At 54.1% G+C, this 13,820-nt stretch carries 12 protein-coding genes; 11 read left to right on the top strand and 1 reads right to left on the bottom strand.

Going from position 1 to position 13,820, the window contains the following annotated elements:
• The first annotated feature begins 62 nt into the window (after positions 1 to 62).
• The 10 genes from F3J20_RS04305 to F3J20_RS04260 all read left to right on the top strand — a co-directional run bounded on the left by F3J20_RS04305 (position 63) and on the right by F3J20_RS04260 (position 11,909).
• Positions 63 to 1,616, top strand: a complete 1,554-nt coding sequence (locus F3J20_RS04305) for a mannose-1-phosphate guanylyltransferase/mannose-6-phosphate isomerase (RefSeq protein WP_167282150.1) — start codon at positions 63 to 65, stop codon at positions 1,614 to 1,616.
• A gap of 84 nt (positions 1,617 to 1,700) precedes the next feature.
• Positions 1,701 to 2,699 carry an NAD-dependent 4,6-dehydratase LegB gene (locus tag F3J20_RS04300; RefSeq protein ID WP_167282148.1) on the top strand — a complete coding sequence of 333 codons (999 nt, stop codon included), beginning with the start codon at positions 1,701 to 1,703 and terminating at the stop codon, positions 2,697 to 2,699.
• 13 nt (positions 2,700 to 2,712) lie between these two features.
• Positions 2,713 to 3,423 (top strand): sugar phosphate nucleotidyltransferase, encoded by a 711-nt coding sequence (locus tag F3J20_RS04295; protein ID WP_167282147.1) that lies wholly within the window; start codon positions 2,713 to 2,715, stop codon positions 3,421 to 3,423.
• Positions 3,423 to 4,295, top strand: a complete 873-nt coding sequence (locus tag F3J20_RS04290) for an NAD(P)-dependent oxidoreductase (protein ID WP_167282145.1) — start codon at positions 3,423 to 3,425, stop codon at positions 4,293 to 4,295. The genes F3J20_RS04295 and F3J20_RS04290 overlap by 1 nt, the downstream gene beginning before the upstream one ends.
• On the top strand, positions 4,282 to 5,235 hold the full coding sequence (locus F3J20_RS04285) for a glycosyltransferase family 2 protein (protein WP_167282143.1): 954 nt from the start codon (positions 4,282 to 4,284) through the stop codon (positions 5,233 to 5,235). The genes F3J20_RS04290 and F3J20_RS04285 overlap by 14 nt, the downstream gene beginning before the upstream one ends.
• Positions 5,219 to 5,902, top strand: a complete 684-nt coding sequence (locus F3J20_RS04280) for a class I SAM-dependent methyltransferase (RefSeq protein ID WP_167282141.1) — start codon at positions 5,219 to 5,221, stop codon at positions 5,900 to 5,902. Before F3J20_RS04285 ends, F3J20_RS04280 begins: the two co-directional genes overlap by 17 nt.
• Positions 5,899 to 6,279 (top strand): GtrA family protein, encoded by a 381-nt coding sequence (locus tag F3J20_RS04275; protein WP_167282139.1) that lies wholly within the window; start codon positions 5,899 to 5,901, stop codon positions 6,277 to 6,279. The genes F3J20_RS04280 and F3J20_RS04275 overlap by 4 nt, the downstream gene beginning before the upstream one ends.
• 166 nt (positions 6,280 to 6,445) lie before the next feature.
• Positions 6,446 to 8,569, top strand: a complete 2,124-nt coding sequence (locus F3J20_RS04270; protein WP_167282137.1) for a hypothetical protein — start codon at positions 6,446 to 6,448, stop codon at positions 8,567 to 8,569.
• 240 nt (positions 8,570 to 8,809) lie between these two features.
• Positions 8,810 to 9,748: a glycosyltransferase family 2 protein gene (locus tag F3J20_RS04265; RefSeq protein WP_345889836.1), complete on the top strand. Its 939-nt coding sequence runs from the start codon at positions 8,810 to 8,812 to the stop codon at positions 9,746 to 9,748.
• A 142-nt stretch (positions 9,749 to 9,890) separates the two neighbouring features.
• Entirely contained in the window at positions 9,891 to 11,909 is a 2,019-nt protein-coding gene (locus F3J20_RS04260; RefSeq protein ID WP_167282135.1) for a hypothetical protein, read from the top strand.
• A gap of 285 nt (positions 11,910 to 12,194) precedes the next feature.
• On the opposite strand, the gene F3J20_RS04255 is transcribed toward F3J20_RS04260, so the two are convergent.
• The gene (locus F3J20_RS04255; protein WP_167282133.1) at positions 12,195 to 12,581 is read right to left on the bottom strand and encodes a GtrA family protein; all 387 of its coding nucleotides are present in this window, start codon (positions 12,579 to 12,581) and stop codon (positions 12,195 to 12,197) included.
• An 813-nt stretch (positions 12,582 to 13,394) separates the two neighbouring features.
• Between F3J20_RS04255 and F3J20_RS04250 the strand changes: the two genes are divergently transcribed.
• Entirely contained in the window at positions 13,395 to 13,625 is a 231-nt protein-coding gene (locus F3J20_RS04250) for a hypothetical protein (RefSeq protein ID WP_167282131.1), read from the top strand.
• Positions 13,626 to 13,820 lie beyond the last annotated feature (195 nt).

Raw genomic sequence — 13,820 nt, 5'->3', positions numbered from 1 at the left:
GGAACGAACCGTCCTCGCCCTTTCGCAGTTGATGGCTCATTTGCTCGATTGAAAGGTAAAGCATGAATACGACCGAATCTGCCGGTGCGAAAACGAAGTTGATTCCGGTGATTGTCTGCGGCGGATCCGGCACGAGACTGTGGCCTGTTTCGCGCGAGGCCTTTCCCAAGCCCTTCATGCGGATGGCAGATGGCAGAAGCCTTTTGCAGAAAGCCTATCTTCGGGCCTGCGCGCTTTCGGGTGTCGATGAGATCGTGATCGTGACGAATCGCGACACGCACTTTCTCGTGAAGGACGACTGCGCAGAAGTGAAGGTCGACGGTGTGCAGCTTGGCCTCGTCCTTGAACCGGCAGCCCGCAACACCTCGGCCGCAATCGCTGCCGCGACCTATGTCGTGAAAGAGCGCCACGGAGACGATGTCGCGCTGCTGGTGATGCCCGCAGATCAACTGGTTGAAGACGAGCCCGTGTTCCAGCAGGCGGTGACGCTTGCGGTCAATGCCGCGACGACCCACGGCATTGTCGTGTTTGGCATTCAGCCAAACCGGCCCGAAACCGGCTACGGGTACATAGAACTTGCCGAACAGGTGTCGTCGTCACCGGCCTTGCTGCCGGGCAAGCGGTTCGTCGAGAAGCCGAATGCTGAGGTCGCACAGCGCTTTCTCGATGGCGGCCGGCATTTGTGGAATGCCGGAATGTTCTGTTTTATGCCACAGACGATGCTCAACGAGCTCACTGAATGGGAGCCTGAGGTTTGCCAACTCGTCTCGAACGCGATTGAGAAGGGAACGTTTAGCGTCGCCAAGGACAGCTACACGGTAGAACTCGAGCCCGAACTATTCAGACGTGTCAAGAGCGTGTCTATCGACTATGCAGTGATGGAGCGCCTGAGCAACGTGGCAGTCGTCGCGTGCGATCTCGGCTGGAGCGATATTGGTTCATGGAAGTCGATGAGCGAACTGACGCCGGCTGACAGCCAGGGTAATCGTATTGAAGGAGTAACGGCGACTCTGTACGATGTTACCGATTGCTACATCCGAGGAGGGGGGCGGGTTATTGGTGCGCTTGGCGTGCGCGATCTTGTGATCGTGGATACACCCGATGCGCTGCTAGTCGCCAGCCGGGACCGAGCGGAGGATGTGAAGGAAATCGTTGCACAACTGAAACGCGATAGCCACGAGAGTTGTACGTTGCATCGCACCGTGCATCGGCCGTGGGGTACCTATACCGTTCTTGAGGAAGGTGAGCGCTTCAAGATGAAGCGGCTTTTGGTGAAACCCGGTGCATCGCTGTCGTTGCAAATGCATCATCATCGCAGCGAGCACTGGATTGTGGTCCAAGGTTGTGCGGACGTCGTGTGTGATGAAATGGCCACACAACTGCAGCCGAACGAATCAACCTATATCCCTGCCGGACGGACGCATCGTCTCAGCAATCCTGGTGTTGTTGACCTGATCGTCATCGAAGTTCAATGCGGCGAATATCTTGGCGAGGACGATATCGTTCGCTTCGAGGATGTGTACGGACGGTTGAATGCGCAAAACGAAGGTAGCGCGTCGTCGAAGGCGGAGGTCGTGAGCGTGGGGGGCGGGGTGCCAGACAGCAGGCGTTGTTAGCTGCATGCAGGCCCTTTTGCTTTCTTGTGACCCGGTTGGGGCGGAATCAATGAGCAGCGTTATTTCAAAATCAGTGTGATCGCCATGAATCTCCAAAATGCTTCGGTGTTGGTAACGGGTGCAGACGGCTTTATTGGCAGCCATCTCGTAGAAGAGTTGGTTGCTCAAGGCAGCAAGGTGCGGGCCTTTGTGTACTACAATTCGTTCAATAGCTTGGGTTGGCTCGATACGTTGCCGAAGGACGTGCTGCAGAAGGTCGAAATCTTCTCCGGCGACATTCGCGATCCAAATGGCGTACGTGTGGCGATGACCGGCTGCGATTGCGTCTTTCATCTCGCGGCGCTGATCGCCATACCATTTTCGTACCATTCACCCGATTCGTATGTCGACACGAATATCAAGGGCACCCTCAACGTTTTGCAGGCAGCGCGGGATCTTAAGACGCTGCGTGTGATCGTTACGTCGACGTCGGAAGTTTATGGCACGGCGCAATATGCACCGATCGATGAAAAACATCCGTTTCAAGGCCAGTCTCCGTACAGCGCGACGAAGATTGGCGCAGATCGATTGGCGGAGTCGTTTTATCGCTCGTTCGACACGCCAGTTGTCATCGTGCGGCCTTTCAACACCTACGGGCCAAGGCAGTCCGCGCGTGCAATCATACCTACGCTCATCACTCAGCTATTGTCCGGGCAGGATGAAATTCGCGTCGGCAGCCTGACTCCCACGCGAGATTTCAATTTCGTCGCCGATACCGTAGCAGGATTCATTGCCTTGGCAGCGGCTGATGAGGCTATCGGGAAAGAAATCAACATCGCGACCGGCACGGAGCATTCAGTCGGAGATGTGGCCAATTTCCTGATTTCCGAATTGAATCCCGCCGCGAGAATCGTGACAGAGGAACAACGTCTTCGACCCGAGGCGTCGGAGGTTTTCCGGCTCATAGGAGACAACACTCTTATCAAGGCCCTCACAGCGTGGCGTCCGCGCTTTGATCTGCACGGCGGGTTGAAGGAAACGATTGAGTGGTTCCGGGATTCGCGAAATCTGTCGCGTTACAAGGCTGGCCAATACAACATCTAGCGGAGATGCCGAGATGCGAGCAATTATTCTTGCTGGAGGAAAGGGTACGCGGCTTCGGCCCTATACGACGCTGATTCCGAAGCCCTTGGTACCGCTGGGCGGGAAGTACTCGATCCTCGAAATTATCATCATGCAGCTAGCGAAGACTGGGGTTACGCATATTACGCTGGCGGTTAATCATCTCTCGCATCTAATTGTTTCGTATTTCGGGAACGGGGAGCGTTACGGACTGAAGATCGACTATTCTCTCGAAGAAAAGGAGCTCAGTACGATCGGTCCACTGACGCTGATCAACGATCTTCCGGACAACTTCATCGTGATGAATGGTGACATCCTTTGCGATCTCGACTATCGTGGTTTTTTTGACGCGCATGTGAGTTCGGGAAGCCAGATTTCCGTGTCGGCCTATCGACGCGAGGTCAAGATTGATTTTGGCGTGCTTCGCTACAACGAGTCTCGTCATCTGACTGCATTCGAGGAAAAGCCAACCATTGGCTACGATGTGAGCATGGGGATCTACTGCATCAATCGTGCTGTGATCGAAGCATTGCCACGCGGCGCGGTGTACGGTTTCGACAATCTCATGCTGGATGGCATCAAGAATCAGCAGAAAATCGACATCCGTCAGTTCAACGGCTTTTGGCTCGACATCGGGCGCCCAGACGACTATCAGTATGCCGACGAACACTTCCCGGAATTGGCGGGAAAACTGGGTGTCTCTTGATGAGAACGGTTCTGGTCACCGGGGGCCATGGTGCACTTGCTCGGAGTGTCTGCGCCTGTCTGAACTCGCTTGGCGGATACCGAGTGGTGGTGAGTACCCGAACCGGAGGTGACGACGGTGTCGTCGAACTGGACGTGTGCGACCCGGTACAGTTTGCGACCCGCTTGGAGCAGTTTTCACCGCAGATCGTTTTACATCTCGCCGCGACCTTTACTGACGACTTCGCACAGGCTTACTCTGTAAATGTCGACAGCACCCGGCACTTACTGGAAGCGGTGGAAAAACTGGGCTCACCCGTGCGCGTGATATTGGCGGGCTCCGCAGCCGAGTATGGGATTGTTCGACCTGAAGAAAACCCGGTTTCGGAAGCGAGGGTGCTCAATCCGGTGTCGGTGTATGGTCTGACGAAGGCATGGCAGACGCAACTCGCTTATCTTTACGCGGCTCGAGGCGTCGATGTGATCGTCGCCCGGATTTTCAATCTGGAGGGATCTGGGCTATCGGAGCGGTTATTTGCTGGGCGCATTCTCCGACAGATTGAGGGGATACTGCAGGGACAACGATCGACGATCGAAGTCGGATCGCTTGGCGCGACACGCGACTATCTGAAGCTCGATGAAGCCGCCGAGCAGATCGCTGCAGTTCTCGCCTGTGGCCGTGCAGGCGAGGTCTATCACATTGCCAGCGGAAAGCCAGTCACGATGCGTGCCCTGCTTGAGCGTAATCTCGACGAGCATGGCATCGATGTCGGCATGGTGAGGGAGGCGAGTAACCTGTCGAATAAGGTGGGTTATGACGTCCCGGCCATTTACGCTGACGTGACCAAGACCACCACACTACTCGAGTCCTGGAGGGCGCTTGGAAAAGCTTAAGGTCGCCGTGGTGACGCCGGTGTTCAACGAGGAGGAGGTCATTGGATATTTCCATAAGCGGGCTCGCCTGGTTCTGGATTCGATGCCGGATGTCGAGGCGACACTGGTCTTCGTTCTGGATCGCTGCACCGACAACTCACTTGTAGTGCTGCGTGAGATCGTCAAGGGCGATCCAAAATCGAAGCTGATTGCGCTGTCGTCCCGTTTCGGTCATCAGATGTCTTTGGTTGCCGGTATCGAAAAATCGCGTGATGCCGATGCCATCATCATGATGGATAGTGATCTGCAGCATCCTCCGGAATTGATTCCCGCGATGATTTCTGCATACCGCAATGGCTTCGACGTCGTGTATACCACCCGCCAGGAAAATGAAGGATCGGGAGCATTGCGCTCGATGGCGGGAAACGGATTCTATAAATTTCTCTCGCGTATTTCGGATGTTCCGATCACGGCAAACGCAGCCGACTTTCGTCTGGTATCGAATCGGGTAGCGCGCGTTCTCATCGACGGATTCAGAGAGCAAAATGTTTTCCTGCGCGGGATCATTCCTTGGGTCGGATTCAATCAGATCGGTCTGGAATATGTCGCCGAGCCTCGATTTGCGGGGAAGTCGAAATATTCGTTGTCGAGGATGCTTCGCCTTGCCGCTGACGGGATCTTGTCGTTCAGTACGAAACCTCTGCAGGTCGGAATATTCGTCGGGGTAGGATTTGCCTGCATGGCATTTCTCTTTGCTTTCTACGCGATCGTTAACTACTTCGTTGCTCGCTCTGTTCCAAGTGGATGGACCACTATCGCCGTGCTGCTGATGCTGTTCAGCGGGGTGCAATTGATCGTGGTCGGAATTCTCGGGTCATATATTGGTGGGATATACCAGGAGGTAAAAAACCGCCCTAGGTACATTATCGAGGAAGAGCTTTCTCATGACCAAACGTGTTGATTTCGACGAATATTCCGGCAACTACAACGAATTACTTGGAGAGAAAACCCGTTTTTTCTCTTCAAGCGAGGAATATTTCGCCAGATATAAGGTAGATCTGGTGCGCGAGCGTAGTGGTGGCCCTGTTGCGCGCGTTCTGGAATTCGGTTGCGGAATTGGTCGGAATATCCCGTTTCTACAGAAGGCGTTTGCGCAGGCGGTTGTTGTGGGAACCGATATTTCAAGGGCTAGTCTCGAGGTCGCAAAGAAAGAGAATCCCGGGATCAACTTTTTCTGCGAAGAGGAGGGCATCGGCAACATCGGTTTATTCGATCTGATTTTTGTTGCTGGTGTGTTTCATCATGTTCCACCTGACCAGCGAGTGTTAGTCGCGCGTACCTTGAAGAGTCGGTTGTCGACGTCGGGACAGATTTTTGTGTTCGAGCACAATCCGTATAATCCCGTCACGCGTCGAATTGTCGACACCTGCCCGTATGATGAGGATGCGGTGTTGCTGAAGCCGGTCGAAATGAAAAACACGCTTCGCGCCGCGGGCCTGTCTGTCGAACAGGCGAGGTACTGTCTCTTTGTTCCGCCCCGTTTCTCGAAGCTATCCGGCCTGGAAAGCCGGCTGGGTTGGCTACCGCTTGGTGGTCAATACTGGGTCAAAGCCGGGCATGGTTCATGAAGCAACTGGTTCGCTTTCTACTGGTCGGTGCGTTCAATACGGGCTTCGGGTACTGCATCATCTTCTTCTGTATGTATGCATTGAAGTTGGCGCCCGAGTTCAGTAATTTCATTGGCTATGCCATTGCGCTGGGCGTTTCTTATGTGCTCAACCGCCGGTTTACGTTTGAAAGCAAGAGTAAGCGTCGCGGGGAGGTCGCAAGGTTTCTTGTGGTATTTCTGATCGCTTATGTCTCTAACCTCCTTCTTCTGATCTTTCTTGTTCGTGTCGTCCAGATCGACAAGGGGGTTAGCCAGATTCTCTCAGGCGTGCTGTACGTCGGCCTCTCTTTCCTGATGAACAAATACTACGTATTCAAAACCGCAGCGTCAGCGTAAACGGGGCAGCGAGGAACAAGTGATACGAAAATTTCATCAAATCCTTCCCTTGACTGTCGGGATTGCATTTACTTTTTGCTTGTTCTTGCGGCACGCATTTTCTCGAGGGTACTCGTTCGCCCTGTATAGGGACAACGAAAGTCTCCTCGGGCCGATGATATCCACTATGTCGACCCTGCTGCGACAGGGTGTGTGGCCATTGAGAACGGATACATTCCTCGGGGGAGTTCCATTTTACGACCTCGCGCAACTGTCTGCGTTTTACCCCTTCTATTTCACCTGGTTGCCGCTGTTCAAGACGCCATTTGACTCAATCTATTCAATCCATTGGATTGTTCTGTTGCATCTGCTTATTGCGCAAATCACGGCGTGCATCTTTCTGCGTTCGATCGGAGTTTCGCGCCTGTCCGCGGCAGTCGGTTCGGCACTGTTCGCATACAGCGCGAACAGCTTTTTGTATGCGGCTTGGCTTAATATTACCGCGCCGTATGCGTGGCTACCTCTCTATTTGACTGGGATTTTCGGCATTTTGACCGGCAAGACAGAGAGGCGCTATTCGCTGATGGCCTTGGGCAGCATGGTGATGCTCGTATTCGCATCTCCGGCGCAGCCCTTGATTCACGCACTGATTCTGACCGCCGTGTTCGTTATCTTCAAAGGTATCGATTGTAGAGAGGGGGCGGGATGCTTAAAGGCTTTCAGGCGACCAGTAGTGCGTATCATTGCTATTGGCTTGCTTAGTGTCCTGATTGCCTCTCCGGTGCTGCTCCCAATTTGGTGGAATCTGGATGGCATGATCCGATGGATTGGTGGTTTTCCCGCCGTGATCGGTAACGCACGCATTCCATTTGCTGCGTTCAAGGAGGACCAACTGACGTACGCGCAACTGGGTGGCGTGCTGTTCAAAATGCCACGACTCCTGGTAGGCGACCCATACGTCGGTTTGATCCCGTTAGCGCTTGCGGTGCTAGCAATAGCATGGCGTCCCCGATCCTGGCTCGTGCGAGCGTTCGCGGCGACAGCAATTTATTCGATCGTTTCCGCGGCTGGCTCGAATCTGGGACTGGCCTATGTGAATTATTACGTCCCGATCCTGAACAAGATTCGTGAACCGAGCCGTTTCTTGTTCCTGTTTCAGTTCTCGATCTCCGTTCTGGCAGCCGTCGGGCTGGATGAGCTGCGCAAAAGGGCGGCGGAGGGAACGACAGCCCGCCAATGGACGTGCACCCTGGTGCCCCTCGTGTTGCCGATTATTCTGGGGATCTTGACGGTCACGCTGGTCCGAAACCACGTCGTCTCGCGGTTGTCACCTGCTGTCAGTATTGCAGCCCTATGTGTACTTGTCGCGCTCACGTGGGCCGCAATTCGCGCGCCGGGCCGTGGGAGAGCCCTTTGTCTGGGGGGGGTGTGGGCTGTGACTGCTTTTGTCTTGCACGCGATCGAAGTGCGATGGATCCCTTGGCCAATTACTGAAAGCCAATACCTCGTGTCGAATACGCCAGAACTGGATCTTGCCTTGAAGCACGTTGCAGCGCTGGATCCAGAGCATGACTACCGGGTGATCTTCGAGGGCGACATTGACAAGCAGCAGGCTTCGATGCTCGCTTCGTATCGTGGCATCCGGACGCTAAACGCATATATCAACCCGGCACCATACCGGCAATTTACTGAGCTTTATCATCATGCTCCTCGCCCAGACAACTACTTTTTCGCACTGGGTGCGAAGTTCATGATCTGTGACAGCTGCAACGCCTCGGCGACTCGGGGTTACCGGCATGTTGAGGACGTTGGCCGCTACGCTATCTACCAGGCAGAAACGGTCCTGCCACACAGCTATTTGCAGACGGCGGTCGATGGCTACTACAGCAATATCGACCAGTTCGGAGGGGCAGTTATGGGCCATGATCTGCAGCATGGCGTCTTGTTTCTCAAGGAAGGGATGAACCTTCCCCTGGCGCCTATGGGAATGCACAACGACGCATGCGAAAGGATGGAGATGGCGCGTAGCGTGGTCTATGAACGATTCGACAGTTCATGCCCGTTGGCGAGCGTGCTCGTATTGAACGAATTTTCCGACCCCGCCTGGAATGCCTATATCGATGGCAAAACCGCCGAGGTGCTGAAAGTGAACTTCAATCAAATGGGTGTTCTTTTGCCGCCAGGCGCTCATTACGTTGAATTCAGATATTTGCCGATGATTTTCAAGGTTTCATTGACCCTGATGGCGCTTGGATTCGTGCTTTCCTGGCTTTATATCTGGCGTTGGTGTGGCTTGAGGCGAGCGCCTTGAGCTTGCCGCCAGTCGCTCGGCTAGCTAGCGCGCCAAACGCGATAATGGGCAGAAAGCTCATCGGGATAGCTCTACCCGATGCCCGGCGCCCGTTGAAATGAATATGGGCGACTATCGGAGTGAGGGGCGTACGATTATGATACGCGTCTTCGAACGCTCAGTTGTGTTCGGAATGCGCAGCTAGCCGCTATGTGCGCATCCCGTGCTTTCTGAGAAACCTATCGATAACTGGGGAGTGATGTGGATCAGGATGTTGCAGTCATCTTGCCGTGCTATAACGAGGCAGCTACCATCGCAAAAGTCGTTGCGGACTTTCGCCAATATCTTCCCGGTGCCCGGATCTATGTCTTCGACAATAATTCAACCGATGGCACAGCGGACATAGCCCGTGCAGCTGGTGCACAGGTTCGTCATGTTGCCCTTCAAGGCAAGGGCAATGTGATTCACCGGATGTTCGGCGATGTCGATGCGGACGTCTACGTGATGGTTGATGGTGACGATACCTACGACGCCAGCGCGGCGCCCAGCTTGATTCAAACATTGCTCGAGGACGGACTCGACATGGTCGTGGGTTGCCGTGTATCAGACGAAGTCAAAGCGTATCGGCCGGGTCACCGGTTTGGCAATGTGATGTTAACGGGCTTTGCGGCCTCTATTTTTGGCCGTGCGTTTCGCGATATGTTGTCAGGTTATCGTATCTTTTCGCGTCGGTACGTCAAATCATTTCCGGCTCATGCTGAGCGGTTTGAAACCGAAACCGAACTGGCTGTGCATGCCCTCGAATTGCGGATGCCCGTCGCGGAGGTCGATACGCGCTATGGGTCTCGTCCGGAGGGGTCCGTCAGCAAGCTGAACACTTATCGTGATGGTTTCAGGATTTTGATGACAATCCTCAAGCTGTTCAAGCTTGAACGCCCACTGGCTTTTTTTTCAATCTGCTTTGCCACGAGCCTGCTGGCATCGATCATTCTTGCGGTTCCGATTTTCGAAACCTACATGGAGACTGGACTGGTTCCGCGCATGCCCACCGCTTTGCTGTGCGTCGCACTTGCGTTGCTCGGTTTTCTCTTCCTCGTCTGTGGACTGATACTGGATACAGTAACAAAGGGGCGACTCGAAGCCAAACGCTTCGCGTACCTCGCGGTGCCGGCGCCTTCCGTGTCAACTCGGCGGCTGTGATTTTCCGGTTCCAACACATCGGCTCTCCGTCGTTAGCTGACGATAACTGGGGGCTCTTTGACTTTCTCGCTTATCTTTTCAGTCGTGCGTTGTGGCCGTTGAACAGATTTTGCTGTGCGTTAAATGACCATTTGAAATCCTGATGAACGTACCTCGTCAAACCGGATCGTCAATCATCTCAATCACGGCCACTATTGTGTTCGGTGTAATCGTCGTGTGGACTTTTGTTGGTCTGGCGCGCTATGCCGTTGTCGCTCCGCCGGCGTTTGACGGCGCGATGAACCTGAACACTGCCGCCTCGTTCGCCCACGGGCAGGGGTATGGCTTCTTCTACGACCAGTTCTTTTCATTTCCGGCACAGACAGATGGCCCGTTCATTTTACCGGCTGCGTTTGCGTTCTGGCTGGGTGGCATTACACCATTCACTGCTCAAGTCACCAATCTGCTTTACGTAGCCGCGTTTGTCGTTCTGGTTCTGGCGCTGTTGTGTCGCATCGGCGTGCCCTTGTCGTTGGCGGTGTTCGCTGTGATGGCGTGCATGGCGATGCCCGGGTTTGTCGACTACTCGATGAACGGATATGGCGAAGTACCTGCGATCGTCTGGTTCTTCGGAGCGCTTATTGTTCTCACTTCCCGCGGCACGGATTCCAGTATTGGTTCCAGAAGGCTGTTTTTCGCAGGTCTGCTGTTTGGGATTTCATATTTGACCAAGGTCGTGGCCCTCGTCTGTGTTGCGCCGGCAATGTTCGTGCTCACGTGTCTGATGCTTGGACAACCGAATTGGCCGCGACGCTTGGCGGCACTTTATTTTGGGTTTGCTGCTCCAGTCATCGCTTGGGAACTCTTTCGCTTTCTGGAGTTGGGGACGGTACACGCCTATGCTGAGTGGTGGCGGTTTCAATTCGGGCAAATCCGTGCGCAATCCGGCGCGCAGCGGCCCGATGCCAGTGGGGGGTTACTGCACAAGGGGCTTCACCACCTTGCGATTCTCGCCGACTTGACCGGCGTCGCGGCGCCTTGGCTTGCCATCTGTATTGTTGTACCTGTTGTCGTTGGGGGGGCTATCGCGCTCGATCAAGCACAAACCCGTCAAACGCGCTCGATCATGGCAACCCTTACTGTGGTCGTCGGCTTGTATTTCTTCTGGTGGCTCTTCATCAGTCCGACGTCGATGACATGGTTACGCCGGATTGTCGATGGCTTGATCTTGTTACAGTGTCTTTCCATTGCCGCGTTGGCGCATGTGTGGCCGTGCCAATTGCGAGGGGGCAAACGTACAGGCGCAACAACGAGTCTTGGTACGGTCGCGTTCATCCCGGTCATCGTCGCTCAAATACTGTTGATTCGCAGTGGCGAATCAGTGTTGCGCCCGCCACAGCCACCGGGCTACGCGTTGGATGCATTCCGATTGGCGAAGAAAGTGCGCGAACTGCCGGCCGATGCGACGATCTACGGCACCGGTTGGTGGCAGGCGCCTGTCGTCTCGCTTTTTTCACAGCGCCGGTTCATGAATTTCGATCATTGGCAGACCGATCGACTCAATGCTATCCAGAACAAATACTTTGTGGCCGATATGTACACCCAGGGCATTAGCCAATCGTCGATCAAGGGGGTGCTTGATCGGTCGCAGTACAGTACCGAACTTAATCTGACCGGCGGCGCCTTGTATAAGCTCGGTTCCGTGCAGCCTTATGTCCCGTTCACCGCTCAGGATGCTGTTTTGGCAGATCTGGCAACCGGATTCGATTTGTCCGATGGGGATTACCCTCATAGACGGGGGATGTACGAGAGGCAGGGCGGTGGTGATGCCTGGGTCAGCCCCGATGCCGCGGTGATGCTCAAGCGTGTGGATGAAAACGTTCTCCGAATGACCGTTGATGTGCCACCCGATATGGTCATGGGGCCGGCGTCGAAGTCTCTGGTGCTTCGGCTTGCGAGCCCAGGATGCTTGGACCGTACCGTCTCGCTCAGTGGGCCGGGCGTACAGACGTTGTCTCTTGATCTGACTTGTGAGGGCTGGCCGACTGAGAAGCCGTTCTTGCTCACGATGCACACCGACGATCAAGTGCCGTTTGTTCCGCAGATCGATGCCGACAATCGCCTGAGATCGTTCAAGCTACGGTCGATCAAGTTGGTGCATGCCGGAGAGACCGTCAAATAGGGGCGAAATTTTTGGGGCGTCGATTCGACACAAGCCAGTTATGCAGATCTGTGACGTACTGCGCAAGCGCTTGCTGTTCGGAGGACACGGCGATCGCTTTGAACTGAACAGTCGCACGGCGTCTCGGCGTGCTCGAAACTTCGCGCTGGAAGCGCATGGTACGCGGGCACTGCTGGCGGGTTTCGATAGGGCGATTAGCGACCGCGTTTTACGCAAGTTTGCACAGGCGGATGCAGTGGTGTCCACTCTCGATGGGATCGACACTTGATCGCGGTTGCGATTCAGCTAGCGATGCCGGAAGACCCATAGTCGGGCAGAGGCGAAGTTGACGGCCAAGCCCGCCACCGAGCCGACTGCGACGGCGAGAAGCGGCAAGAATGGGAATCCATTAAGCGCAAATACGACCGCACTATAGGCGCCATAGTTTACAACGCCGCCCAAAGACATTGCTGCGAGATAACGCCACCATTCGATCCACGCCGATTCCTTGCGGCTCGATGTGAAGGTAAAGCGGCGGTTGACTTGCCAGGTTGCCAATACAGCGCACAGAAAAGACACGGCGCGCCCGGCGAAATAGCCCAGACCCATGGCGAGTGCAAGATATAGCACACCGGCGTCGACGAGGAATCCCAGCACACCAGCGATCGCGAAGCGGCTTAGTTCGCGGCGCATGTTGTCAAGATCTTTATATAAATCGCTGGCGAACGGTGATAATTCGTCAGAGGCGATTTGGTCAAGCTTTGTTGGCTACCCAATGAAGGCAACGTAAAAGGGTGTTTTGTAAGCAAAGGGTTGTCCGATACGTTATGTGATTGCAATATGGTACCGAACGCTCGTTCGTTGCCTCAAAGGTTTTTACAAACGCTAGCATGCCATGTCAGCGCTAGCCTCAAGACAATCAACAAACCTTTCATCACGCCTCTTGAGTGCATTGAGCATCGCGGACGATGACCATGCACGCGTTCAAGGCTTCATTGTTGTCGAGCTTGATCGGATGCGATCATACTTTGGGGCATATAAAGCCTAGATTGACCAGCTTTACTGGGCAATTTGCGATCTGATTTCATATCCGTCTTTTTTCGCCATTGTACGATGCCTGGCCGCATGTGTGGGACGCACACATGCGATGGGATGAAATTCCGGCGATGTCCGCGTACTTGTGTTTCGTTCGCACTGTTTCACCAAATATTACCGTAGTGACGATTTCAAACGTTACTGAAGACTGGCCATGCTACGATGGCTAGAGGATTTCAGGCAGAAGCGCGCGAAATCACGGTTGCATATTGACAACTTCTATCGGATCACCGATCAGACAAAGTCACTGCAATTTGTCCCTTTGTTGTCTACATCGATCAACAAAACATGCCGCTAGAATCAGGGATAGCCGGATTGTGTCACGTGTGGCACGGATTCGATATTTTTTTCAGTATTTCAAGAGAGTCTGAGACGTGCTCGAATTGTGCGTCAACGAGTCATCAGCGCTAAATGGTGCTGATGATTTGTCTCCGGCTCAATCTGCAATCAGCGGAATTTTTTTCCTTTCCGGAAAATTTTGCTGTTAACGACACAGAGTCCTACGAGGCGTTACATGGCCAACTGATTTCGTTCGACGGATATGTATGCTCTGAATACTGTGGTGGCGATCATCCAAGTGGCATGGCGATCAATCATATCAGGCATGAAGCTCTTCAAAAACTGACATTTGAAGATGATTAGTTCTGTCCAGTGGTATTAAGGAGCACATGCCCGAGCCTTATCGGGCGCATCGTGAAGGATTTTGTGTGCTGAATAAAAACGGACGACACATTTTTTCACAGTTTCTTTCAATCCCTACGCTCGAGAGGACGAAATTCGGGCGAAGCTGGTCAATAGGCAGATTCAATATCTTGCGAAAAACAATATCATGGCGAT

Source organism: Paraburkholderia sp. Cy-641 (assembly GCF_011752945.1).
Classification (GTDB): domain Bacteria; phylum Pseudomonadota; class Gammaproteobacteria; order Burkholderiales; family Burkholderiaceae; genus Paraburkholderia.
This window is presented reverse-complemented; position numbering and strand designations above follow the sequence as displayed.

What these genes read in the sequence shown, in the direction of transcription:
- F3J20_RS04305 (WP_167282150.1), top strand. Translation starts at nt 63, where the DNA reads ATGAATACGACCGAATCTGCCGGTGCGAAAACGAAGTTGATTCCGGTG.
- F3J20_RS04300 (WP_167282148.1), top strand. Translation starts at nt 1,701, where the DNA reads ATGAATCTCCAAAATGCTTCGGTGTTGGTAACGGGTGCAGACGGCTTT.
- F3J20_RS04295 (WP_167282147.1), top strand. Translation starts at nt 2,713, where the DNA reads ATGCGAGCAATTATTCTTGCTGGAGGAAAGGGTACGCGGCTTCGGCCC.
- F3J20_RS04290 (WP_167282145.1), top strand. Translation starts at nt 3,423, where the DNA reads ATGAGAACGGTTCTGGTCACCGGGGGCCATGGTGCACTTGCTCGGAGT.
- F3J20_RS04280 (WP_167282141.1), top strand. Translation starts at nt 5,219, where the DNA reads ATGACCAAACGTGTTGATTTCGACGAATATTCCGGCAACTACAACGAA.
- F3J20_RS04275 (WP_167282139.1), top strand. Translation starts at nt 5,899, where the DNA reads ATGAAGCAACTGGTTCGCTTTCTACTGGTCGGTGCGTTCAATACGGGC.
- F3J20_RS04270 (WP_167282137.1), top strand. Translation starts at nt 6,446, where the DNA reads ATGTCGACCCTGCTGCGACAGGGTGTGTGGCCATTGAGAACGGATACA.
- F3J20_RS04260 (WP_167282135.1), top strand. Translation starts at nt 9,891, where the DNA reads ATGAACGTACCTCGTCAAACCGGATCGTCAATCATCTCAATCACGGCC.
- F3J20_RS04255 (WP_167282133.1), bottom strand. Translation starts at nt 12,581, where the DNA reads ATGCGCCGCGAACTAAGCCGCTTCGCGATCGCTGGTGTGCTGGGATTC.
- F3J20_RS04250 (WP_167282131.1), top strand. Translation starts at nt 13,395, where the DNA reads ATGGTGCTGATGATTTGTCTCCGGCTCAATCTGCAATCAGCGGAATTT.